Below are 23,557 nucleotides of genomic sequence, written 5' to 3' on the forward strand. Positions count from 1 at the left end.
GTACCCCGACGGTGTTTTTTCAGTGCGCCGCTTGTCTTTTGTGACACTCACGAAACCATATCGCCGCCCAATCTCGGCCCAAGCTCGCTCTGCAGATCGCCTTGCCGGCTCTGACGTTTCGACCCGCCCCAGCATCGCTAGTAGTGCCCGCAGCGGTGCGCTCTGCTCATTGCCGATGGCCTCGATCGTTGCTCGGGCGTCACGAATTCGTTGCCGGCGTTTTCGCTCGGCAGGGCTCATTGGCTGTTCGCCCTTGGGCGGCCTACCTCGTTTCGTGACTGTCACAGTTCTGTCCGGCATTGCCCCTTCTTTCGTTTGGTGACTGTCACAATAATATCAGATACAACGAGGTTTGGCAGCTCCATCGCAAGGGGCGTTGGGCGGTTGACGACTACCAGGAAGGGGGCTCACGGCGATGTTGGTGTTTCGAGATGGCGCGGTTTCGAACCGTCAAAACAGCGGCCAGAGCGCGTTGACGGCGAGAGAGGTAGGGTGGCTCCCGGCCAGCAGTGGTCGTCGGCCACAACAACGTAAGGCGCGATTCTTGTCGATTCCTTTGTCTTTATTGCGCCGGGTTCGGACCAATCTCGTCGACCGCATCCTGAAAAGCTCTGATGCGCGGAAATCGCCGAAAGTAGGACTCCGGAACCATAGCGAGGAATCCTTCCTGGGCTACATGCAGACCAGCTCCTTCTGGCAATTTTCCCTCAACAACAAGTCTGGCCTCTTCCGTGTGGATAAGCGATACCAAAGCCCGACCACGCGAGGTGAGTGGGGCGACGAAGTGCGGCTGCATCTGTCGGTCCACCCAGTCGATCAGGCAGTCAGCATAGTCAATCTGAGCGAGCCCTTGTGCGAGCATGAATTTAACAAAGTCAAAAGCAAAGCGATGTTCCGTGTCGCCCATCCCCATGCCGTAGGGCGCGCCCGCGGCATGAAGGTTATATTCGACGGCATTGCACACTATATCCATACCGTAGCAGATGCTGCGGCAGATGTTCGTAAGGCCATGCGTGAAAAGGTCGAAGTGGCTGAGCGGGAAGCTTGCCTCCTTTGAGCGGGTGGTCAGGAGCTTGGCAAGCACACCGTCGAGATCTTCGATGAAGGGCTGGTCCTGTGCGCCAGCGGTCTCGAAGAGCGCAACAGCCTCGGTGTTCTCTAGGATGTTGTGCGCGGAAACTTCGATGAACGCCTTTTCGGCGCTGCCCGGGGACCGCAATACCTGCCGAACATCGGCCCAGTAGGAGATATTCGAGTTCGGATCGTGTAGGACGAGCAAAACAGGAAGAGGGAACGACTCCCAGTAGCTCCGATGCTTCGCCTCAGGGTAGAACTTCCAGCCACGGTCGGACGGATTCGCGAAATACGAAGGCCCTGATTTGACCTGGACGGCCACGATTCGACTTGTCGCGAAGCCTTCCGGGTTTACGAACTCAAGGTTGCCATCGACACCTACATCGCCGGTGCCGGTCTCGCGCCAAATTTGCTGCCGGCGGGCGGCGTAGGTCTGCACCGCCGCGATTCCTAGACGTTCCTGAACATAAGTTGCGCCGACTTTCGGAAGATGCATAGCTTCTCTCTCTGCAGTTCGAAACCATCGAACATACGACACATGCTGTCTCTTGCTCAACGTGCGAGCACAAGGTGATGCGGTGCAAGCCTGCCAAACGCGAAATTAGCAGCACTGGTTACCCAAGCCTGCAACCTGCGCTCGCCGTTTTCACCGGCCGTTGCACTCCTAGCCCCGCATGCCCGTTGTCGTTACGTCGCAGTTGCCATGTCGTATCCATTGCGCTGTAGCAGTTCATTTCCTGTCAAGTGTGAACGCCAGATTGTGCAATTCGGGATAGTTGGTGACGGGTGATCCTCCGGTTCTGTATCCGTCGGCATCTGTCCTCGCTAGAATGGCGGCATGATTCGTACCGAACTCGGCTCCTCCTCAATCGCTTTTCCTGCGACCACCCCTGTCCTGGAGGACTTCGGCCTCAAGTTCTCTTGCGGCGGCGCACATATCAGCCGAACGATGATGTTGGCTGAGCTGGATGCCGTCCTGGCTGCCGTACCCTGTGGTTCCGATGCTGCTGATTACCGACAGGCCATTGTGCAGCGAAACGTGCTGGGCAAGACCACGGACAGTACCCGGCAGAAATCGCTGCGTCACTTACGCGAGCTGTATGCGCTTGGCGAAGGCGCGCCGATTTTTGGGCTCCTGCGCAAGCTACACGCGATCGACGCGGCGAGCCTGCCATCTCTGGCCTTCCAGGTAGCCTGGGCGCGCGATCCGCTTCTTCGCGCTACGACTCCGGCCGTACTCGACGCGTCAGAAGGCGAGCAAGTTGAAACCGCTAGCCTGGCGCAGGCGTTTGAAGCAGCTTTTCCGAACCATTATTCGCCAGCGAGCCTCAGCACGGCGACGCGCAACGCCGCTTCGTCGTGGACCCAGTCCGGACACCTCTCCGGGCATGCGAACAAGACGCGCCAGCTTCTCAAGCCGACCGTGGTAGCCGTCACCATGGGTTTGTTCCTCGGCAACATCTCCGGGTACCACGGTGCGGCGGTCTTTTCCAATCCCTGGTGCGTCCTTCTTGACCTGACCGCCGACCGTGCCCGAGCCATGGGCCAGGAAGCGCATCGGGCCGGGCTGCTCGACCTGCGTGCGGTCGGTGAAGTGGTTGAACTGAGCTTCCCGCTACTCGCCGCCTTCCAGATCGAGCCATCATGAACGCCATCGACCGCCTTCTCTCCAACTACGCCCGTCAGGTGCGCCTGCCCTGGTCGACCAACATGTCGGGCAAGCAGCGTGTCTGGTTCGCGGTGTATCCGCCAGCAGAAGAACGTCGTGTGCGCGCACGCCTGCCGCAGTTCGAAGCGCTCACGCTTGAAGCGAACCACGGATGGATCGTTGTTGATCTTACGGACCTGCTTCCGAATTGGCTTTCGGCGCATGAATACCGCGATGCCATCTTTGCCGAGCCAGAGTATTTCAGCGCCAACAGCGAACTCGAGGACCTGGCCGTCGAACGAGTGCGGCAGGCGTGCGCCGGCGAAGAGGCCAATGCCGCCAGTGTCGTTGCTGTTACCGGCTTGGCGACGCTGTTCGACTTCATGCGCGTTTCCAGCCTGATCGAGCGTGTTGAAGACAGCGTCTCGGGGCGCCTGCTGATCCTGTTTCCGGGCGAATACGCGGGCAACGTTTATCGTTTCATGGATGCGCGCGACGGCTTCAACTACATGGCCGTTCCGATCACCTCAGCCGAAAGCTTTATCACCCCATGACGAACCGTGACCTCTACTTCCGTGATCCCGCCACCCTTGAGCTGCTCAACAATGGCGTTTCGAAGGTTTCCGAAATCGGGCGTGACGCGGGCCAGATCAAGACGCTTCGTTTCGAGCTGCAGACCTTTGTCTGCGATGGAGAATACGCGCGCGGGATGGAACGGATTCTCAAGGCCTACCTCGATGGCCTGGGGCGCGAAGAGCAGAAGGCTGTCTGGGTCAGCGGCTTCTTCGGGAGTGGCAAGTCGCATCTTGTCAAAGTGCTGCGTTACCTCTGGGAGGACTACCATTTTGCCGACGGCGCCACCGCACGCTCGCTGGTAACGCTGCCAGCGGAAATCAGCGATCTGCTCACCGAGCTGAGCAATCGCAGTAAGCCGCTCGGTGGCTTGCGCGCCGCTGCCGGGACCCTCGGCGCGGGCTCCATGGACAACGTCCGCCTCGCGTTCATCCAGCTGGTGCTGCGCGCCGCTGGCTTGCCGGAGAACCTCGCGCAGGCAAAATTCATCCTCTGGCTGCGCTCGTCCGGGCTGGAAGCCAAGGTCGAGGCAGCCCTTCAGCCGCAGAATCGCCAGCTTGGCGCGGAGGTTCGCAGCTTGAAGCTCTCCGTCGCCCTCGCCGAGGCATTGGTCAGTGCCGAACCGAAATACGGCACCGCCGCAAATGCCCAGGCGGCCATACGGGACCAGTTCAAGGACAACAACTCGCCAACGATCGACGACGCGCTTGACGTGCTGAAGCAGCTTCTCGGCGGTGGCGGACAGCTTCCCTGCACGCTGCTCGTCGTCGACGAGATCCAGCAGTTCATAGGCGAGAAAATTCAACGGGCGAACGATGTCCAAGAAATCGCCGAGCACTGCTGCACCGATCTCGGTAGCCGTCTGCTTATCGTCGGCACTGGCCAGTCTGCGTTGCACAGCGCGACACCCGCCCTGCAACGCCTGCAGGCCCGCTTCGCAGTGAAAGTGCAGCTGTCCGACACCGATGTCGAAAGCGTCATTCGCAAGACCGTTCTGCGCAAGAAGCCTGAGCAGGAATCAAGCATCACGCGCTGCATGGAAGCGAACCAGGGTGAACTGGCTCGCCATTTGCAGAATACCCGGCTTGCTACTACTCACAACGACGAGCGCTTCTTCGTAGCCGATTACCCGCTGCTAGCCACTCGCCGCCGGTTCTGGGAAAAAGTGCTGCGCAACACCGATCATTCAGGTACCAAGGCGCAGTTGCGCTCGCAGTTGCAGATCGTCTTCGAAGCGACGCGACAGACCGCAGCGGCAGTGATCGGAACGGTAGTGCCGGGGGACTTCATCTACGACCAGATTTCCCCCGACCTGATCAATTCCGGCGAGTTGGAGCGTGAATACGACGAGATCATCCGCAAGCAGCGCGACGGCACGCCCGACGGCGATATACGTTCCAGCTTGTGCGCGCTGATTTTCCTGATCGGCAAACTGCCACGTACGCCGGGTGCGGACGATGGCGTGCGCGCCAACGCCGAAACGTTGGTGGACCTGCTCGTCAGTGACCTGAAGAACGACCGAGCGAAGCTGGAGCAGCAAGTCCCCGGCATGCTCAAGCAGCTGGTCGATGCTGGTCAGCTGATGGCGGTGGAAAGCGAGTACCGGCTGCAGACCCGCGAGGGCGCCGTCTGGACGCACGACTTCAACCGTCGCCGCACCTCAGCGCTGAATGACGATCAGCGCATCAATCCCAGGCGCGCCGAGCTGCTCCGTGATGGCAGCAGGCAGGCGCTCAGGCCCGTATCGCTGCAGCAGGGCAGCTCCCGCCAGTCGCGCAAGCTTGCCTTCGAGTTGTCTTCCAGCCGGCCGAGCACGAGCAGCGACGAAGTGACGCTGTGGATGCGAGATGGCTGGAGTGATGACGAAAAATCAGTGCTCAACGACGCGCGTGCGGCCGGTGTCGACAGCCCGTTGCTCTTCGGCTACCTGCCGCGTCTGCACCACGAAGAATTGAAACAGGCCATAGCCTCGCAGCTCGCCGCTCAGGAAACACTGGACGCCCACGGCCCTGCCGGCACGCCGGAAGCGATCGAGGCTCGCAAAGCCGTCGAGACGCATCTGGCGGTTGCGCAGCACCGTATCCAGGACTTGCTCGGTCACATCATCGGCGGCGCCAAGGTGTTTCTCGGCGGCGGCCAGGAAGCGAACGGCATTGAGCTCGCCGACAAGGTGCAGGATTCAGCCGACAGCGCGCTGGTGCGGCTGTTTCCGCAGTTTTCCGAGGCCGACCACGCCAACTGGGGCCAGGTCGTTAATCGCGCCCGTGGTGGCGATGTCGGTGCGCTCGCGCAGGTAGGCTATCCCGGCAATCCCACCCAGCACCCGGTCTGCCGCCGTGTGCTCGATGAAATCGGCGCCGGCAAGAAGGGCCGGGATATCCGCGAGCACTTCAAGGCCGCCCCGTATGGCTGGCCACAGGACGCCATCGACGGCGCACTGTTCGTCATGCTGGTCGCCGGTAACCTGCGCGCCACCAACAATGGCCAGCCGGTTCAGGCGTCGCTGCCGCAGAACCAGGTGGGCGTCGCCAGCTTCTACGTCGACGTGCCTCCGCTCAATGTGCAGCAACGCCTCGACCTCAAGGCGCTGTTCCAGAAAGCCGGCATCAGCACCCAGAACGGCAAGGAATCCGAAGCGGCCGCCGAGTCCCTGAAGAAGCTCCTCGCCCTGGCGGAATCCGCTGGCGGCGCGGCCCCACGACCGGCGAAACCGGATACCCAGGGCGTGCGCGACCTGCAAATGCTCAGCGGCAACGCGCAACTACTCAAGCTCCACGAGCAAAAAGACGAGCTTGCCGCCAAACTCGGCACGTGGAAGAAAAGCGCCGATGCAATCAACAAACGCTGGCCAGCCTGGGAACGCCTGCTCGATTACCAGCGATTTGCCGCCGGCCTGCCGGAAGCCGAGGCGTGCGCCAAATCGATCGCCGCGATCACGGAAGGTCGCAGCCTGCTGGCGGACCCCGATCCCGTTCCCGAACTGACCAGACAGCTCATCACCGCACTGCGCACCGCGCTTGGCAAGTTGCAGGACGACCTTGCCGGCGCCTTCGATGCCGGCGACGCCCGGCTAGCTGCTTCGCCGGTCTGGAACGGCCTGGCGGACGAAGAGCGCAGCACGATTGCCACCGCCTGCCAGCTCACGCCACCGCCTAAAGCGGCGATCGGCACCGCCGACGAAATTCTCGCTGCCCTGCGTGCCCGCACTCTGGCCGATCGCCGCAACCTGCTCGATGCCGTACCACAGCGCTTTTCACACGCGCTTGAAGAGGCGGGCAAGCTGGCCACCCCCGAGGCCGTGCGCATTGCACTCCCCGGCGCGATCATCACCAGCACGGCCGACCTCGACCTGTGGCTGGCCGGCGTGCGCGAGCAGGTGGAAGAACAACTGCAGAGCGGTCCGGTCATTCTATGAGCAGCCTGCCCACCCCACTGCGCCGCCAGCTGGAAAGCGCGATCAAGCAAGCACACAAGATTGCCGAGAGCGGCGCGCGCCATGCCCTGGAAGCGCTCGCCGTCCATGAGCCCGACCCTTACCGGCACATGAACGAGGCGCAGCGCGGCCTGCGACGCCAGTTGCGCGCGCAAGCCAAGCAGCTCGGCGATGGCGAAAGCCAGACGCGGCGCGGCGTCTACGAGATCAAGCACCTCGCCGAGAAGCTCGCCTACGACCAGTGGCATCGGCTGCTCTTCGCCCGCTACCTGCTGGAGAACGATCTCCTCATTTCGCCCGACCACGGCGTCTCGGTGTCGCTGAACGATTGCGAGGAACTAGGCCCCTCGCTGGGGCTCAAGGATGCCTGGGCGGTGGCCGCGCGTTTTGCGGCGAAGGAACTACCCGAAATCTTCCGTGCCGACGACCCGGCGGGAGCGGTCGATCTGTCAGTCAACGACCGCAAGCCGCTCATCGAACTGGTCACGGGCCTCGCCGTCGAGGTATTTACCGCCGGCGACAGCCTTGGCTGGTGCTACCAGTTCTGGCAGGTCGAGCGCAAGGAAGAGGTCAATGCCTCCGGCAACAAGATCGGCGCCGACGAATTACCGGCCGTCACGCAGTTGTTCACCGAGGACTACATGGTGGACTTCCTGCTCGACAACACACTCGGCGCCTGGTACGCGTGCAAGGTTCTGGCGGCAAATCCAACATTGGCCAACACCGCACAGAGCGAAGACGAACTCCGAAACGCCATGGCACTGCCCGGCTGCCCCTGGAAATATCTGCGCTTCGTCCGTAGCAACATTCCCTCTCCGAGCGCGGGAGAGAGTCGGGGAGAGGGGGAAAGCTGGACGCCAGCCGCCGGCATCTTCGACGGTTGGCCGAAGACGGCGCAGGAACTTCGGTGTCTCGACCCGTGCATGGGCAGCGGGCATTTCGTGGTGGCGATGTTCGAGCGACTGGTGGCCTTGCGCCTGGCGGAGGAAAAGCTGGACGAAGCGGCGGCGGTGGCGGCGGTCATCCGCGACAACGTGTTCGGCTTGGAGATTGACCCGCGCTGCACGCAGATTGGCGCGTTCAACCTGGCGCTGGCCGCGTGGCGGCGCGTGGGCCACTGCAAGCTGCCGGCGATGAACCTGGCCTGCTCCGGCCTCGCGCCGAACACCCGCGAAGCCGACTGGCTGGCGATTGCCGGCGACAACCAGAAGCTCCAGCGCGGCATGGAGCGGCTTTACCGGCTGTTCCAAAAGGCGGCGGTGCTGGGCAGCCTCATCAACCCGCGCGCCGGCGAGGGCGATTTGCTGGTGGCCACGTTCCATGAACTCCAGCCGCTGCTGGAGAAGGCGCTGGCGCAGGAGACCAAGGACGACACCGCGCATGAAATGGCCGTGACCGCGCGCGGCCTAGCCAAGGCGGCGGAAATTCTCGCCGGCCAGTTCACGCTCGTCGCCACCAACGTGCCCTACCTGTCTGTAAGCAAGCATGAGGATTTCCTGCGCGAGCATGGGCAAACTTGTTATCCAGAGTCCCGTCACGACCTGGCCACCATGTTTGTCGAGCGGTTCTTACCGTTGGCGATCACCAATGCGCTTGTCACTCCGCAGAATTGGTTGTTCATGCCCCGCTACAAGAAGCTTCGTCAGCGTTACCTGAAGGACTCATCGTGGCACTTTGCTTGCAAGCTCGGTCCTGGTGCGTTCGAGACGATTAGTGGTGAAGTCGTGAAAGCAGCACTCATAGGCATCTCTCAGCTCAAGGTTGGACCTAACGCTGTCCTCTTCGGTGTTGATGCTTCCGAGTCGTCCACTCCAGCCGAGAAAGCCTCTCGGCTCATGAAGGGGCAGGTTGCTGAACGTATTCAGTCCGAACAATTGCTGAATCCAGATGCGCGCATTGTGATGGAGGATATTGATTCCGGACGTCTGCTCATGGCGCTTGCAGATAGCCGCCACGGACTGCGAACAGCAGATGGCTTCCGCTTCCTTCGTTTCTTTTGGGAGTTGCCGACTTTGGGTAATAGCTGGTCGCCCGAGCAGGGCACTGTCGAGCGGACTATTGATTTCAGCGGCCGGGAACAAATTGTTCTGTGGGAAGGCGGGCAGGGTGCGCTGCGTGAATTTGCGGATGTTGGTCTGGCAAGTCTTCAAGGCGGCGACGCTTGGGGAAAACAAGGAGTAACGGTGAGCCTTATGGGGGCTCTTCCCGTTACGCGCTATGCTGGTGATTTCTTTGACAACAATTGCGCCGCGTTGTGGCCGAAGAGTCCCAAAGACCTAGCAGCCGTATGGGCGTTTTGCTCTTCGTCAGAGTTCTCGGAACAGGTCCGTGTCATTGACCAGCAGTTAAAGGTGACCAGCGCAACGCTGTTGAAAGTCCCTTTCGACCTGGCGCACTGGCAGAAGGTGGCGGCGGAGAAATACCCGCACGGATTGCCGAAGCCGTTTTCCAGCGACCCGACGCAATGGCTGTTCAACGGCCACCCTGCCGGTGCAGACCAGCCCTTGCACGTGGCCGTGGCGCGGTTGCTCGGCTACCAGTGGCCGCGCCAGACCGGTTCAAGCTTCCCCGATTGCCCGGCACTCGACCCGGATGGTCTGGAAAAACTCGCGGATGAAGACGGTATCGTCTGTTTCTCCGCCACCAAGGGAGAAGCGCCCGCCGCCGAGCGTTTGCGCGGATTGCTGGTGCACGCCCTGGGCAGCTTCGACCTGGGTGAGCTGTTGGCTGGCGCCGGTCCGAAGGGCAGCAAATCTGGGACATTGGAAGAATGGCTGCGCGACGAATTCTTCGAACAGCATTGCGCGTTCTTCCACCATCGCCCGTTCATTTGGCACGTCTGGGACGGCCACAAAAGCGGTTTCGGCGCATTGCTGAACTACCACCAGCTCACCCACACCAATCTGGAAAAGCTCACCTACGCCTACCTCGGTGACTGGATTCGTCGCCAACAAGCCGCCGTGGACGCCGGCGAGGCCGGCAGCGATGCGCGCCTTCAAGCGGCCAGGAATCTGCAAGTGCGCCTCAAGTTGATCCTCGAGGGCGAACCGCCTTACGACGTTTTCGTCCGCTGGAGGCCACTCTCCGAGCAAGCCATCGGCTGTCACCCCGACATCAACGACGGTGTGCGCATGAACATCCGCCCCTTTCTCGCCCAGGATATTCCCGGTGGCAAGAAAGGTGCTGGCATCCTGCGTACGAAGCCAAACATCAAGTGGGAAAAGGATCGCGGCAAGGAACCCGTGCGCGACAAGGCCGAGTATCCGTGGTTCTGGGGCTGGGACGGGGAGAGGCAGGACTTCACCGGCCTTGGCAAAGCGCCAGACGGCAATCGCTGGAACGCTTGCCATTACAGCAATGAGTTCAAACGCAAGGCAAGGGGACGCTGATCCATGGTCCCAAACGCTCGGACGATTGTGTTCGATATTCGACCTCTACATCTGATCTGAGAGAGCACACCGATGACCGACACCTCACCCCTCGCGTCAGAACCTGTCAAGGTTACATCTGAGACCGCCATGGCGATCTTCGCGGCGGCAGACACGCCGCCGGAAACGCGCCGCGCCGCACTGACTGCGTTGATTACCGCGAAGCTGCTGCCCAAACAGGCCGACGACGCCGCAGTGAAAGCCGGCCGCGCGCACTTGCTTGATCAAGTGGCGAATGCCGAGCGCCCTTTTTACCGGCTCTTGGCCATCGCCGAAAGCATCCGGTTAGGCCAGGTCGTAAAGCGCTGGGCAGGAGATATCGCCGAGCAGTTGCGGCCTGCTTTCGTCGAGCAACTGCCGTCGATGCAGCTCCTGAGCGATGCTGACGACCGCCTTAATCTTGCCCGCGCGTGCTCGCTCGTGTCGGCCGGCTGGCTTCACGATTACTTGGCCAACTCGATCGCCGAGGAGGAAACCGGTGAGAAGGCGCGTAGTGAGATGCTCTCGGCACTGCTAGCAGGTGCCGGCAGTTTAGCCGAGGCATTGCGGCGGCTCGCAGATGCCTTCGAACGGTTGCGCCCTGGCACAGAGTCTCCCGGAGACACGGTGGCACGGCGGTTGACTCGAACGCTCTCTGCCCTGCGTGGCATCTTGATGGAAAGTGAACTTGAGGCCGGTGACGATCTTGGCAGAATCTTGTACGTGTTGGTCGCCGCACCATTGGTGGCCGTCGGACGCCCACAGGCGGAGAAGGTGCAGGTGGACCTGTCGGTTGAGGTGCTATTGACCGTGCACGACATCGTGCGTACACGCATTTCGGTAGTGTCAGACCCAGAGATGTATCGAGTGGTCGAGTATTGTCGAAAACTGTGCGGCTCAAGCGTGTGGCCGGTTGACCTGAAAAAGCCATTGCAGCGGTTAACTACCGACGTGACTGAAGCTTTGCTACTCCTAGGCCGGCAGGGTCAATGTGACCAGGCGCTCTTAGGTCAACTGAACATCCTGTGCAACCACCCCGAGCGGGCCCGGGGATTGGCACGCGAGCTGGCCGCCAAGCATCCCGAGCTGCCAGAAGACGTGCGCGATTGGCTAGCGCGCGGCAGTATGCGCGCAGTGCGTCCAGCCAGCGATGCCGCCATCGAAATTGTGGTGAGCAATGCCGACGAAAGCATTGGCCTTGCTCTACAAGCAGCGAGAGAAGCGCGGGCACTGCGCGACAGTTTGCGTGAGCCCTTGGCGTCGAACCTTGAAATTTTCGATCCGGGACTTGGATCAGCAACTCAAGATCTGCTGGACCGAATACAGGTTCTTGCAGTTCAGGTTGAGCAAGCAGCCATCTTGCGCGGGCTGGACCTGTACGGCACGACCGGCGACGAAATTGAAATGTCGTCGAAGTTTTTCAACGTTGTTGGCAAAGCGCCTAGACAGCGAATGACCGTCAGGCAGCCAGCCGTTGTCCGCAAGCGCGTCGACGGAACCATCGGTGCGGTCGTGATAAAAGGGATCGTCGATTGACGAACGCATCAGTAAAAAAATAGCAACCAAACTGGGGAGTACGAAGTGGACAAGAAAATCGCCGCCGTATTGCTGGCAAGTCTGATGGAGCGTGTAGAGCGCGACCAACCCATTGGTACCATGTCGTCGTTGGAGCGCCAGGCGTTGCAATTAGCCATTCAGGCGCTGGGCGACGGCTCCGATCTGCCGGCGCTTCCAGGCACTTCCAGGCCGCCGATTGTCGAAACCTTGCCAACGCTGCAGAAAGTAACGCTTGTGCTCGACGCTGTCGAGCGCGAGACACCCAGTGATCCGGCTGTATTGTTGTGCCTCGATTTCGGGACAGCGATGTCCAAGGCCTTTGCTTCTGTAGTCCCGGATGGATATCTCGACCTGGAGTTAGGCGCTGCCGCTGGTCGCAACGGATATACCTTGCCGTCTTCCGTTTTTATCAGTGATGACGGTCGGGCCTATTTCGGCTTTGAAGCAATTGACCGCAGCCAGGACCTGGTTGACTCCGGTCGCGAGCGCCTTGATTCGATCAAGGGGTGGCTCAGCCTTCGCAGAGAAGGCGATCTGGATGGCGAGGCGTGCCTGCTGCTGCCAACGCTTAACCCGACGGGCTACAAGCTAACCCAGGGAGACATGATCCGCATTTTTCTGGCCTACCTGACAGATATGGCCGTTACAACACTGGGCCAGTATGAAGTAGACGGGAAGGTTGTTGGCCGCTACGCTAAGAGACGATTTGCTCGCCCATGCTGGCCAGATGCCGCGCAGGCGAAATGGGCAGATAAACTCATGCGCTCTTTACTCGCGGAGTCACAAATCCTCGCTGACACGTTCAGTGGCCGCTGGGCCGGTGGTATTGACATCTCCGAATTGAAAGCGGCGGTCGAACAGATCAAGGTGCTAGACAAGCGTCCCGACTATCTGATTGATATTGGCGTTCCTGAGCCAGTTGCTGTTGCTGCCGGGGTCATCGCAGACAGTGTGAACCTGCGCGACGCTTTCATGGTTGTGGATGTTGGCGCAGGCACGACCGACTTCGGGTTGTTCGTAGCAACTCGAATGTCCAACAATGAAGACGATGCGCCGCGCGTCTTTCAGATTCCGGCCTCAATACAGGGCTTGATGCAAGCAGGCGACAAGGTCGACGGCATGTTGCGCGCATTTATCGCGCGCAAAGAGTCCGTTGAGACAAACGACAACTCAGGGCGAATGATTCAGGCCGACTTGGGCCGCCGTATTCGAGGCTTGAAGGAAGTTCTTTTCAAGACTGGAATGCTTGAGTATGCATTGGCCGACAGCACAGTAGGGCACGTCACGCTTGACGAGTTTCTGGCGGATGAAACAGTGAAGCGATTTGGTCTGGCAATCGACGTGGGATTTAAGAAAGCCCTAGAGGCGGTGGACGCGACTTGGCTACGCTGGCTTGCCATGGACGGTGTTCGCTTGCATGTAGTGCTTACCGGGGGCAGTTCAGGAATTCCGATGATGAAGGCCTTGGGCCAAGGGATGATTGAGGTCAACGGTTTCCGCATTCTGCGCGAGCAGGTTGACCCCAAGCCTGTGTGGATGGATGGGGTGTCCGGCGAACTCTCGATTGTCTACCCACAATTGGCGGTGGCAATTGGCGGAGCGGCAGAGAGCATGCCCGAGACTTTGACTGCGCCACCCGTTTTCGGCGGTGCGGGCGGTCGTAGTAGCTACGTCGCTGGTAGTCTTCAAATTTCGGGGACCTGAAGCATGAGGGGGAAACGTTGGCGTGACACGGCGCTCGCCGTTCAAGCGGGTGACCTCGGGCTGCGGCGGTCATTGCCATTCGTGCAGCGCGGGAAGGCCGAATGAGCCAGACTCTTGGGCAACGTGTGATTGCTGCCTTAAGAACGACGACTCAGTCTTACGCTGCCGGCGATCAGGTCGCACCCTGCGCGGTGCTATGGACCGACCCCGAGCGCCTGTGGGAAGGTGTCATGCCGGTGCTGCAGGGGATGCTGCCGGAGTTGTTCGTGCTCGGCGCTTATGTTCCGGAAAAGCGCACAGGGCCGGCGCTGTGGTTGCGCTGCATCGAGGCGCGTGTCGTTGATGGTGCTCCGCCGGCGGGAACGGCGCCGGTCCTTTACCTGCCAGGAATCAGCCGCGATCAGTTGCGTGCCGCAGAGGATTGCCCACAGGAACTCGCTGCCCTGATCGAGTTGCAGTATCGCGGTGCGATGTGGCTGCATGTCAACGGTAAGGAGTGGACGCCCTACGGCTTCCTGGTTTCCCGGCACGGTGGCCTCGATCTCGATGTGGCCAGGGACCAGACGACGCTCGATGCGCTGGCCGGAGCACTACCGTCGCTGGTGGCCGAGCCCATTCCGCAGTTGCAGGGACGGCGGCTGGATTCGGAGTATTTCAACGGGTTGCTGGCACCGGATGCGATCGGTCTGCTGTTGCGCTGGCTGAGCGATCCGGAGGCGTTCAAGCAGGGTCGCTCAAACGCTGAGTGGAAAGCCTTCTGCCAGCAGTGCAAGGGTGATGCGGGTTTCGATCCGGTCAAGGACGGTCCGCTGAAAGCTGCGGGCCTGCTCGCGGCGCGCATGAATCACTGGGGCAAGGTCTGGAGACGCTTTTCCGAGGCGCCGGCGAATTATCAAGGCATCGTGGAATGGCTGCGGCGAGCCGCACCGAAAGCACCGAGCTTTTTTGATAGCGCCGAGGTCTGGCCGAATATCAACGAAAACGAAGAACAAAAATTGCATCAGGCGTTGGAGTCGTTGGTCGATCGGCCGCAGGATGAGGTGATCCGCCGGGTCGCCGAACTAGCAGCGCAGCATGCGGAGCGACGCGATCACCCATGGCAGAAGCTGGGGCTCAGCCCGCTGGCAACGGCCTTGTCACCGCTGGCACAATTGGCGCGGCTGTGCCAGAGAGCACCAGGAGCGCCGACGCCGGATGCGTATGCGGCGTTCTATGCCACTGAAGGTTGGCGCGTCGATGCCGCCGCCCTGGCGACCATGGCCGCTTGCGACTCGCCTGAGCGGCACGCTGCAGTCCTGGGGACCCTGCGAGCCGTCTATCTGCCGTGGCTCGAAAATACCGCTCGCCACCTGCAACAACTCGTTCACGACACTGGGCAGTCGGTTCCCAGGCGCAGCAAGCCAATCGAATCGGTGGCGGGGCGCATGGTGCTGTTTGCCGATGGATTGCGGATGGACGTTGCCCAGCAGTTGGCGGAGAAACTGGCAGCCGCAGGAATTGAATCCACGCGGGACTGGGAGTGGTCGGCGATCCCGTCGGTAACAGCCACCGCCAAGCCCGCCGCGTCTCCGATCGCCGACGCTTTTAACGGTGGCGACCCTGGGGACGAGTTTGCGACGCGACTGGCGTCCACCGGCCAAATCCTGACGCAGGATCGTTTTGTGAGCGCCCTAAAGGAGCGCGGATGGCAGGTCCTCGGACCAGATGAAACCGGAGATCCCACCGGTTCGGCCTGGACAGAAGCCGGCACACTCGACAAGCGCGGCCACACCGAAGGCTGGAAGCTGGCGCGCAGCGTCGAAAACGAGGTCCGCGATCTCGCCAGCCGGATTGGCGCACTGCTCAAGGCTGGCTGGACCGAGGTGGTGGTCGTCACGGATCACGGCTGGCTGCTGGTGCCCTATGGCCTCCCGAAGGTTGATCTGAAGGTGTTTCTGACGGAAACCCGCTGGAGCCGTTGCGCCGCATTGAAAGCTGATGCCCAGACTGATGCGCTGGCCTTCAAGTGGCATTGGAACCCGGCAGTCATGATGGCCAGCCCACCGGGTGCCGGCAGCTTCCGCGCCGGCGTCGATTATTCCCACGGCGGTGTGTCGCTGCAGGAAATGGTGATTCCGATGCTGCGTGTGAATGCCTCCCATGCGACCAGCGGCACGGCTGGCTCAGCTCGTTTGCTGGAAGCCAAATGGACCGGCGCGAGATGCCGCGTGCTGGTCGGCGGCAATTTCGCCGGCGTACGTGTCGATGTCCGCAGCAGCCAGGGCGACGCAAATACGTCACTGCTGACGGACAAGCAGGCGCGCGAAATCACGCCCGACGGCAAGGTGACGGCATTCCTCGAAGACGATGCCGACATCGGCAAGAATGCCGAAGTCGTTTTGCTGGATGCTTCGGGGCAGGTGATTCACGCACTGCCGACCAAACTTGGAAACTAAGCTCATGAACCAACAGCTGGACCCCATCGATACCATTGCCACCAAGGCATTTGAGGGTTACGTGGTGCGCAAGGACCTCGTGCGCAAATTCAAGGGGCAGTATCCGGTGCCTACCTATGTTGCTGAATTTCTTCTCGGGCGCTATTGCGCCTCGGTGGATGAGGAGGAAATCGCCGAAGGCCTGAAGATTGTCGAACGTCAGCTTGGAGAAAAGACTATTCGTGCCGGTGAGCACGAGCTGTTCAAGGCGCGCGCCAAGGAAAAAGGACACGTCAAGCTGATCGACATCATCACCGCGCGACTGGATGCCGGATCAGACTCTTTCGTTGCCACCTTGCCAAGCCTTCAACTGAAGGACGTGCGCATCGGGGAAGCGATGGTCCACGCCAATGAACGGATGCTTACGGGCGGGTTCTATGCCGAGGTCGAACTTTCCTACGACCCGACGATCGCTCAGGAGAAGAACGGCCGTCCGTTCGGCATCGATTCGCTGCGCGAGATCCAACTGTCCAAGCGCGAAGTGCTGTCGGCGCTCTACGAGGGCCGCGAAGCCTTTGCCACCGAGGAATGGAAGGACTTCCTGATCCGTAGCGTCGGCATGGAACCCGAGCAGCTCACCCCACGCGCCCGCGACATGATGCTCCTGCGCATGGTCCCGTTCGTGGAGCGCAACTACAACATGGTCGAGTTGGGCCCGCGCGGCACCGGCAAGAGTCACCTGTTCCAGCAAGTCTCGCCCTATGCGCACCTGATCTCGGGAGGGAAAGCGACGGTCGCGCGCATGTTTGTCAACAACGCCAATGGGCAGCGCGGGTTGGTTTGCCAGTATGACGTGGTCTGCTTCGATGAAATCTCGGGCGTCTCCTTCGACCAGAAGGATGGCGTGAACATCATGAAGGGCTACATGGAGTCCGGTGAGTTCAGTCGCGGCAAGGAGAGCATTCGCGCCGATGGTGGTGTGGTGATGGTCGGCAACTTCGACGTGGACGTGCAGCATCAACAGCGGGTAGGTCATCTCTTCGGACCGCTGCCACCGGAGATGCGCGACGACACCGCATTCATGGACCGCATCCACGCCTACCTGCCTGGCTGGGACTTGCCAAAAGTTAACCGCGATCTGCTGACCAACCATTTCGGACTGGTCAGTGACTTTCTCTCCGAATGCTGGAACCAGTTACGGCGCCAGAGCCGGCAGAATGTCGTCCAGGGGCGCATTCACCTGGGTGGCGCCCTGAGCGGTCGCGACACAACAGGCGTCCAGAAAACCGTCAGCGGCCTGATCAAGCTGGTATCGCCGAACCCAGAGGTTCCTGTTTCCGAGGAGGTGCTCGAATGGGCCTTGCGCTTGGCGCTGGAGTGCCGGCGGCGGGTCAAGGAGCAGCAGAAACGCATCGGTTCGGCCGAGTTTCGCAACACCCAGTTCAGTTACTCGATGGGCGAAGACGGCGTCGAGAAGTTCGTCGCCACGCCCGAACTCTACAGCGAGAACAGCATCGGCAGCGATCCTCTGCCGCCAGGCCAGGTGTGGGCGATCTCGGCCGGTGGCGGCGACGAGAACCCCGGTTTGTACCAAATCGATATTGCAGAAGGTCCCGGTAGCGGGGTGAAAATCCTGAACCAGCCAGCGCCACCGCCGTTCCGGGAAAGCGTCAGGTGCGCCGAGCAGAACCTCTATGCGCGCGCGAAGGAACTGGTTGGTGACCGAGAGCCTCGCCAGCACGAGTTCTCGGTTCAACTGCGGGCCTTCGATAGTGCCAAGAGCGGCTCGGCGGTTGGCGTCGGCGTACTTCTGGCGCTTTGCTCCTCTCTCCTTCAGAAGAGTATCCGGGGCGGTTTTGCCGTCACTGGTGGTCTGAATCTGGGCGGCTCGATCGAGACCATCTTCAATCCGGTCGCCGTCGTTGAAACAGCCATCGAGAAAGGTGCGGCCAGCATCCTGATGCCGATCCACAGCCGCAGGCAACTGAACGACTTGCCGGACGATCTGGCGGCCAAGATCACCATCCACTACTACCTGGATGCGCGGGACGCCTTGCTGAAGGCGTTGGCGATTTGAATAGCATTCATTGGTAACGGTTTTGACGACAATTCCAATGCGCCCGTCGGGAGATTAGAAATGGCAGACCTCCTACTTTTGGGGGCGGGGTTTAGCCGCAATTGGGGCGGGTGGCTCGCGACAGAGGCGTTCGAATACTTGCTGGGTTGCCCAGAGGTGACCAGCAATCCACGCCTTGGCGAACTTCTCTGGCGACATCAACCACAAGGCGGTTTCGAAGCGGCGCTCGCCGAACTGCAAGGTGAGTATTCCCGCAATCCCAGATCGTGCGAAGCGGCTCTGATGGGCTTGCAGGCAGCGGTCTCAGGCATGTTCGCAGACATGAACGGCGCTTTCATGGAAAGCACTCAGCAGACGTTCCAGAACTGCGTCGAGCACACGGTCGGAACCTTTCTAACCCGATTTGATGCGATCTTCACCCTGAACCAGGACGTGTTGCTTGAGCACTTCTACGGCAATGACAACATCACGCTAACCGGCAAGAAGCAATGGGCGGGCGCCCAATTGCCAGGGATGCAGAGAGTCCCCGCGCAGGAGCCGATGCACCACGACTCCTGGGCCCGATCGACATGGAACCCGCTGCCCCAAGAGGCCTTCAAGGTTGACCCAGGATGTCAGCCCATTTTCAAGCTCCACGGGTCGTCAAACTGGGCTCGTGCCGACGGTAGCCGCTTGCTCATCATGGGCGGACAAAAGGCGCGAGAAATCGGGCAGACGCCAATCCTGAATTGGTATGCGGACGAGTTTGAGAAGAGCTTGTCAGCGCAACCATCAAGACTCATGGTGATCGGCTACGGGTTTCGGGACGACCACATCAACGCAGTGATCGGTAGGGCCTCCGAGCAGGGTTTGAAGCTGTTCGTCATTTGTCCGGAAGGCGCTGACGTTGCCAGGCGACTCAATTCAACAAGAGAACGCGGGGCGATTTCCGCTTCGACTCCTCTCGAAGGAATCCTGGAGCGGAGCTTGATTGGTGCGTCACGGCGACAGCTTCGCGACATCTTCGGAGGCGATACCGCCGAGCACAACAAGGTCATGCGATTCTTTGAGGCTTAGCCTTCGTTGTTTGCGAGGTGCAAGTTCGTTTCGTGCTCACTGATCGGGATGGCGACGATGGCGAGAAGCTCATTCTGCTCCAGCATTTGTCGGCCACTGACTTCCTGTTTGCGCCGTGGCAATAGGTCCCCCAGAACCCTACGGGGTGCGGCTGCAACGCTCCAACGTTTCGGCCTGCTCGCGCAGCACGCGCGCCACTTCCCGCAGCATGGCCCGGTGGCCGCCCTTGAAACCGCGCATCGCGGACCGCGCCTTACCGTCTTCGGACTTTGGCCCGGTCGAGTTCTCCCAAGGCTTCCAGCGCCGGATCAACGCCGCGCGCAACGCTCGATGTTCGGGTGTCCGAAAGTAGCTCATGGCTTCCTCCTGATAGTTGGGTTGGCTTGGTTTTCTTTCCGCGCGCCCGCGAGGGTGCCGCCGCGGCGTTGTTGATCTGCTGCGGCCCGGTCGTCACGTTGGCCTGCTTGGCGTAGACAATCGGCGGGTTCTTGATCGCAACCAGCGTTTCCAGCGTCGCCCGACACTGACTCTGCGCTTTTAGTGCCAGGCGCATGGCTGTTTCTTGTTGCGGCAACATCCCGGCTTTCATGCTCGACTCTACCAGCCGTGCGAACAGCGTTTGCAGCGCCGTGGCCTGATTCATCAGCATCGATTCCGTTCGCGACAGATCACCGCAATGCACAGCTGCTGCCTCGCCGCGCAATTGCTCCAGTATCGTCGGCACGTCGATATTGTCGCCAATGGCTGTAGTTGCTTCGGCGGCACCAATCACGCGGTACGCAGCCAACTCGGCTGAGGTAGTCAAATGCGCCATGTTGCGCTTGACTTGGTCACCGGTTGAACCGGCTTCGCATGGAGTGCTCTCGTGCGGTGCGCCTTCTGCCTTGGAGGTCGCCTGCCTCTTCGTCTTGTTCATCGTCGTGCTTTCCGTTGTTTGGTTCACGTCGGCCTCGTCAGGCAATTGCTGTTCGGCGAATAGCCGGCGCAGCGATGCAGCATGTCAGGTACTGGTCGGTAACCTCGGGGCGCCGATACCGCGCCACCGGGCTTGGCGACGCTGCACACGCCAGACCGAAGGTTTTCGCACTGCGTACAGAATCGCCGGTCGTCAAGGTCGTCTCCGACAGCGCCACGCGCACGGGCAAGGTAGTACGCCCGCGCCTCGCTGTCTTGCTTGCATCTACTCAGGACGTCGGTAGTGATCGCATGATCGGTTTCGCCGATTTCGGCCAGCCACGGGACAACTTCGGCTTCTTGGTCGGCGGTGATCGGCGCCGCCCCTTCCTCAATACCTGCCACGAATGGTTCAGCCGCCAGCGCGTCGGGATAGCGGGCGAGAACTTCGGCATGGCTCGCAGCGGGCGATACAGACACTTCCAACGGGCCGCGGTCCATGAGGTGGACCAGCCAGCGCGACGAGGTGATCTCTGAAGAAATGGGGCTTTTGAGCGCTATGGGCGAACTGCATAAACTGCGTAAAGTACTTTTTGCAGTTTGTGCAGTTGCCCGCGCTGGCGTTTTCTGCCTGAGAAGTGCGAGGTAGTCGGTCATGTCTTCACCGCCGGAGACGCGGCGTAGACCGGATCACCAGGCCTGCCACCGTTCGACACGCCACCTTCCTGTATCTCGATCAGCCAGCCAAACTCGAACAGCAGGCGGCACGCTTTCTTGACTGCTTCGCGGTCGGCCAGCCCATGCCATCCCTTGCGCGATATTTCCCAAGCCTTGAAGGTGTCGGGCAATTCGCCGCGCCGCATCCGTGCGAGCAGCAGGTCGGCCGCTCCCGTTTCCGGGTGCTGCGCCGCGTGATAGACGCGCTGCGCGTGAGGCGTCAGGTAGTCGATCCACGCCAACGCCTTGAGAATGGTTCGCTCGGATACCTCCGTACCAGCAGGGTCATCGGCAACATGTATGATCAGCGCCAGTTTTCCGACAAGCCCAGGGTATTTCCCGAAGTGTGCCGATACTGGCCCGCTCTCATCGGCCGACGCCTCGATAGATCGGCGGTTCTGCATGAAGGTGATGTACCACTCGTTGAAATGCCCTTGCGCCTTGTCGGACAGGCGAACAAATGGCGGGTCGTTGCCGAAGCCGTCTGTCTGCCCCATGGCGATCGGGTCAAAGCTATCTGCCCGCTCAAACAGGGCGTCGACCGCGGTTCGTGCGTCGCGACTCGGGATTCGATCGACAAGCGCAAACGGTTCAGAATCCGGCCAGACGATCAGTTGGAATCGCTGCAGCAGGCCATCCGCCCGTTCGCCTGAATATGCGCTGCGCACGTAGCGCGATAGCGGCCCAGGCTGCATTCCGCCGACAACGGAAAGCGCGAACTTTGGCAGCGCCGTCGTGCCCCTGCTGATGGAGTCGAATCGGTATCCCTCGTTGCCGGACCACCCCGACAGATACAGGCCCCGCAACGTCGCGTTACGATCGTCTTCCAACTTGACCAGCAGAGACGATAGCTCGTCGCGCTCAACCAATAGTCCAGGCGGATTCTCGGCCAGCATCACGCCAAGCTTTTCGGCCGTTGGTTCGCTTGTCCAGTAGGCACGCGCAACAGGCGCGGCAGGCAGTTCCTCATCACCCAGATCGACTGCGGCGCCGGAGTCCTTCGCCAACGCTTCGACGACTTTCTTCCGTTTTGCATCCTTGCGCAACTTGAATGCTTCCGCCTTAAGGTCGTGTTCGGCCCGTTGTTGCCGGTGCAGATCGTCAGCCGCGACTTGCAACTTCTTGAACGGTCGCATGGCTGCACGTTCCGCAGGCGACTTCAGCGCAGACGGCGGACCAATCATTGCAGCCCAGACGTTGGCGTACTCCGTCCAGTCGTCGTACCGCTTCAGGCGAATACCGATCTTTCTGCCGATGACGCTGCCAAGAGCGGCCATGCTCGCCACCGCGGCGAAGTCCGGCCGAAATCGTGCTCGTTCCGATGCGTCTCGAACGTAATCCACCAGATCATCTGGCAGCAAATCCAGCGGGAAATCTGGCACTTTCGGAAGTCTTGGCAGCGGTTGCGGTGCAGGCCATACAGGGTTTTCAGAATCGCCCGCAGGCCTGCTTTCTCCTCCCTCCTGGCCGTCTTCCCCTGCCGGTGCCGCTGCGCCGGATATGGCGCCCTTGACGGCTTCCAATCCGCATAGCTGCGCCATGTCGTTGAAGTCTTTGGCGTCGTCTGGTCGGTCAGTGCCGAATTCGGGGATTGCCAGCCTGCCGCCGACGGATCGCGCCGCCTCTATCGCGTGAGGATCAGGCTCGCCGGTCGCTTTTACGAGATCAGCACCAATGACCAGCGGCCTCGTCGGGTAGCGTTCGCGCATGATTGTCGCCATCGCGATTAGGTTGCCGGACGAGAGCGCGGCAACACTCAGGTCGCCATTCGCCTCCTTTCCGGACAGCGTTGTCGCTACCCCCTCGAATATTTGCAGCGGCTCCGGCCCGTCGGTTTCTGGCAATGACTGTGCCGCCCAATAGCCGCCTATCTTCGCGCCACCGTAGAGGGCCGACTTGCGCCCGTCGCTGTCGATCAGCTCTAGCGTCGACAGGGCAGCACCGACTATGACAGGCGCGACCAGCAAACGCCCGGTCAGCGGCGCGCCCTTCGATTTCGGCGAGTAGCCCAGGATCGCGGCGGCCTCAGCGACATCGATTTCGCGCAGGGTCGCTACTGGTGCCACACCTTTGCGTTTCAGATATGGATTGGCGGCGGTTGCCGGTGTCGCGGCCCTCCAGATCGCGGTCGAATTCTTGGTGGCTTCGGTCTGTCGCCGCGCTTCGTCGGTTTCGCGTTCGCGTCGCGTGGCTTCGACCTTTGCTCGGTGCGTGGTTTCTTCTGCGGGCGTCAGTGGGCGGCCAATGTCAGCCCGCCAGGATTGCGTCAGGCCTGTGCGCCAGTCGCCGAAGCTGCCGCATGGTATGCCGTCGCCGTGCAACAAATACCAGCCGGCATCGTCATTGCGCCGGCCGTTACTGGCGAAACGCCGAAGTTTGCCGTCTGCCTCAATGCTGTCCGGCGGCGTCAGGCCCGATGCCTGGATCGCATCGCGGAATTGCTCGATAGGATTGTCCATCACCATGCTGGCACCTCGCTATCAAGGAAGCCAGGCGCCGACCATTCCGGTGTGAACCTCGTGTACAGCGATTCGGGGAAGGGGGCTTGCAGGGTATAATTGCGCTTGCTTGGGGCGCTCTCGAATGCTGTTTGGTTCGGGGGCGTTTTCATTTCGCCACCGCGCCGGCAATCAAGCACTTTGCGGCGACCTTGCGGGCAATGTGCTCGGGGAGTTTTGCAGGATTCGCAGCCTTCCGCGCGAAGTGCTCATCGATGGCGGCTGTGTCCGCCTGAACCGCCTCGCCGGCGAGTAGCGCCTCGACTTCGCCAGCGTCCCAGAGAAGGCGGCCACTTGGAAGTTTTGTCGGAACCATGCCGAGATAATGGCCGGCTCGGCAATATGCGGCGCGCGCGGTTTGCGGCCGATTCCTCAGACGATCCGCTAATTCTTCAGTGCTGAGTTTTGTAGTCAAGCGGTTGCTTGACGCGACTTGAGCATTAGCCATTGAGTCATTCCTTTCTGTAACAATAGATTGAAAGGAATGACTCTCGGCCGGAAAAAA

General features: G+C 60.9%; 14 protein-coding genes. 9 read left to right on the forward strand and 5 right to left on the reverse strand.

The annotated features are described in order from the left end of the window. Positions 1-562: 562 nt before the first annotated feature. Positions 563-1,570: a DUF4365 domain-containing protein gene (locus QZ613_RS11520; RefSeq protein ID WP_291982539.1), complete on the reverse strand. Its 1,008-nt coding sequence runs from the start codon at positions 1,568-1,570 to the stop codon at positions 563-565. A gap of 342 nt (positions 1,571-1,912) precedes the next feature. Here QZ613_RS11520 and QZ613_RS11525 point away from each other — a divergent pair, with 342 nt between their 5' ends. The 9 genes from QZ613_RS11525 (at position 1,913) to QZ613_RS11565 (ending at position 18,943) form a co-directional block, all read left to right on the forward strand. Then, positions 1,913-2,722, forward strand: a complete 810-nt coding sequence (locus QZ613_RS11525; protein ID WP_291982542.1) for a hypothetical protein — start codon at positions 1,913-1,915, stop codon at positions 2,720-2,722. 62 nt (positions 2,723-2,784) lie between these two features. After that, positions 2,785-3,276: a BREX protein BrxB domain-containing protein gene (locus tag QZ613_RS11530; protein ID WP_291982544.1), complete on the forward strand. Its 492-nt coding sequence runs from the start codon at positions 2,785-2,787 to the stop codon at positions 3,274-3,276. After that, a complete protein-coding gene (gene brxC / locus QZ613_RS11535; protein ID WP_291982546.1) occupies positions 3,273-6,710 on the forward strand; it encodes a BREX system P-loop protein BrxC in 3,438 nt (1,145 codons plus the stop codon). The genes QZ613_RS11530 and brxC overlap by 4 nt, the downstream gene beginning before the upstream one ends. Further along, positions 6,707-10,117 (forward strand): SAM-dependent DNA methyltransferase, encoded by a 3,411-nt coding sequence (locus QZ613_RS11540; RefSeq protein ID WP_291982548.1) that lies wholly within the window; start codon positions 6,707-6,709, stop codon positions 10,115-10,117. The genes brxC and QZ613_RS11540 overlap by 4 nt, the downstream gene beginning before the upstream one ends. Positions 10,118-10,246: 129 nt before the next feature. After that, positions 10,247-11,671, forward strand: coding sequence for a hypothetical protein (locus QZ613_RS11545; RefSeq protein WP_291982550.1), 1,425 nt, complete (start codon positions 10,247-10,249; stop codon positions 11,669-11,671). Positions 11,672-11,716: 45 nt separating this feature from the next. Beyond that, positions 11,717-13,396 (forward strand): hypothetical protein, encoded by a 1,680-nt coding sequence (locus tag QZ613_RS11550; protein WP_291982553.1) that lies wholly within the window; start codon positions 11,717-11,719, stop codon positions 13,394-13,396. Between the two features lie 101 nt (positions 13,397-13,497). Continuing rightward, positions 13,498-15,831 carry a BREX-1 system phosphatase PglZ type B gene (gene pglZ / locus QZ613_RS11555; protein WP_291982555.1) on the forward strand — a complete coding sequence of 778 codons (2,334 nt, stop codon included), beginning with the start codon at positions 13,498-13,500 and terminating at the stop codon, positions 15,829-15,831. Positions 15,832-15,835: 4 nt separating this feature from the next. Further along, positions 15,836-17,887, forward strand: coding sequence for a BREX system Lon protease-like protein BrxL (brxL, locus tag QZ613_RS11560; RefSeq protein ID WP_291982557.1), 2,052 nt, complete (start codon positions 15,836-15,838; stop codon positions 17,885-17,887). A gap of 60 nt (positions 17,888-17,947) precedes the next feature. Then, positions 17,948-18,943, forward strand: a complete 996-nt coding sequence (locus QZ613_RS11565) for an SIR2 family protein (RefSeq protein WP_291982559.1) — start codon at positions 17,948-17,950, stop codon at positions 18,941-18,943. A gap of 253 nt (positions 18,944-19,196) precedes the next feature. On the opposite strand, the gene QZ613_RS11570 is transcribed toward QZ613_RS11565, so the two are convergent. The 4 genes from QZ613_RS11570 to QZ613_RS11585 all read right to left on the reverse strand — a co-directional run bounded on the left by QZ613_RS11570 (position 19,197) and on the right by QZ613_RS11585 (position 23,500). Beyond that, positions 19,197-19,859, reverse strand: a complete 663-nt coding sequence (locus QZ613_RS11570; RefSeq protein ID WP_291982561.1) for a hypothetical protein — start codon at positions 19,857-19,859, stop codon at positions 19,197-19,199. A gap of 23 nt (positions 19,860-19,882) precedes the next feature. Further along, positions 19,883-20,494 (reverse strand): hypothetical protein, encoded by a 612-nt coding sequence (locus QZ613_RS11575; protein ID WP_291982563.1) that lies wholly within the window; start codon positions 20,492-20,494, stop codon positions 19,883-19,885. After that, positions 20,491-23,019, reverse strand: coding sequence for a DUF3987 domain-containing protein (locus QZ613_RS11580; protein WP_291982565.1), 2,529 nt, complete (start codon positions 23,017-23,019; stop codon positions 20,491-20,493). Before QZ613_RS11580 ends, QZ613_RS11575 begins: the two co-directional genes overlap by 4 nt. A gap of 142 nt (positions 23,020-23,161) precedes the next feature. After that, positions 23,162-23,500: a hypothetical protein gene (locus tag QZ613_RS11585; RefSeq protein WP_291982567.1), complete on the reverse strand. Its 339-nt coding sequence runs from the start codon at positions 23,498-23,500 to the stop codon at positions 23,162-23,164. Positions 23,501-23,557 lie beyond the last annotated feature (57 nt).

It is taken from the genome of Candidatus Accumulibacter sp. ACC005, from assembly GCF_907163215.1.
Classification (GTDB): domain Bacteria; phylum Pseudomonadota; class Gammaproteobacteria; order Burkholderiales; family Rhodocyclaceae; genus Accumulibacter; species Accumulibacter regalis.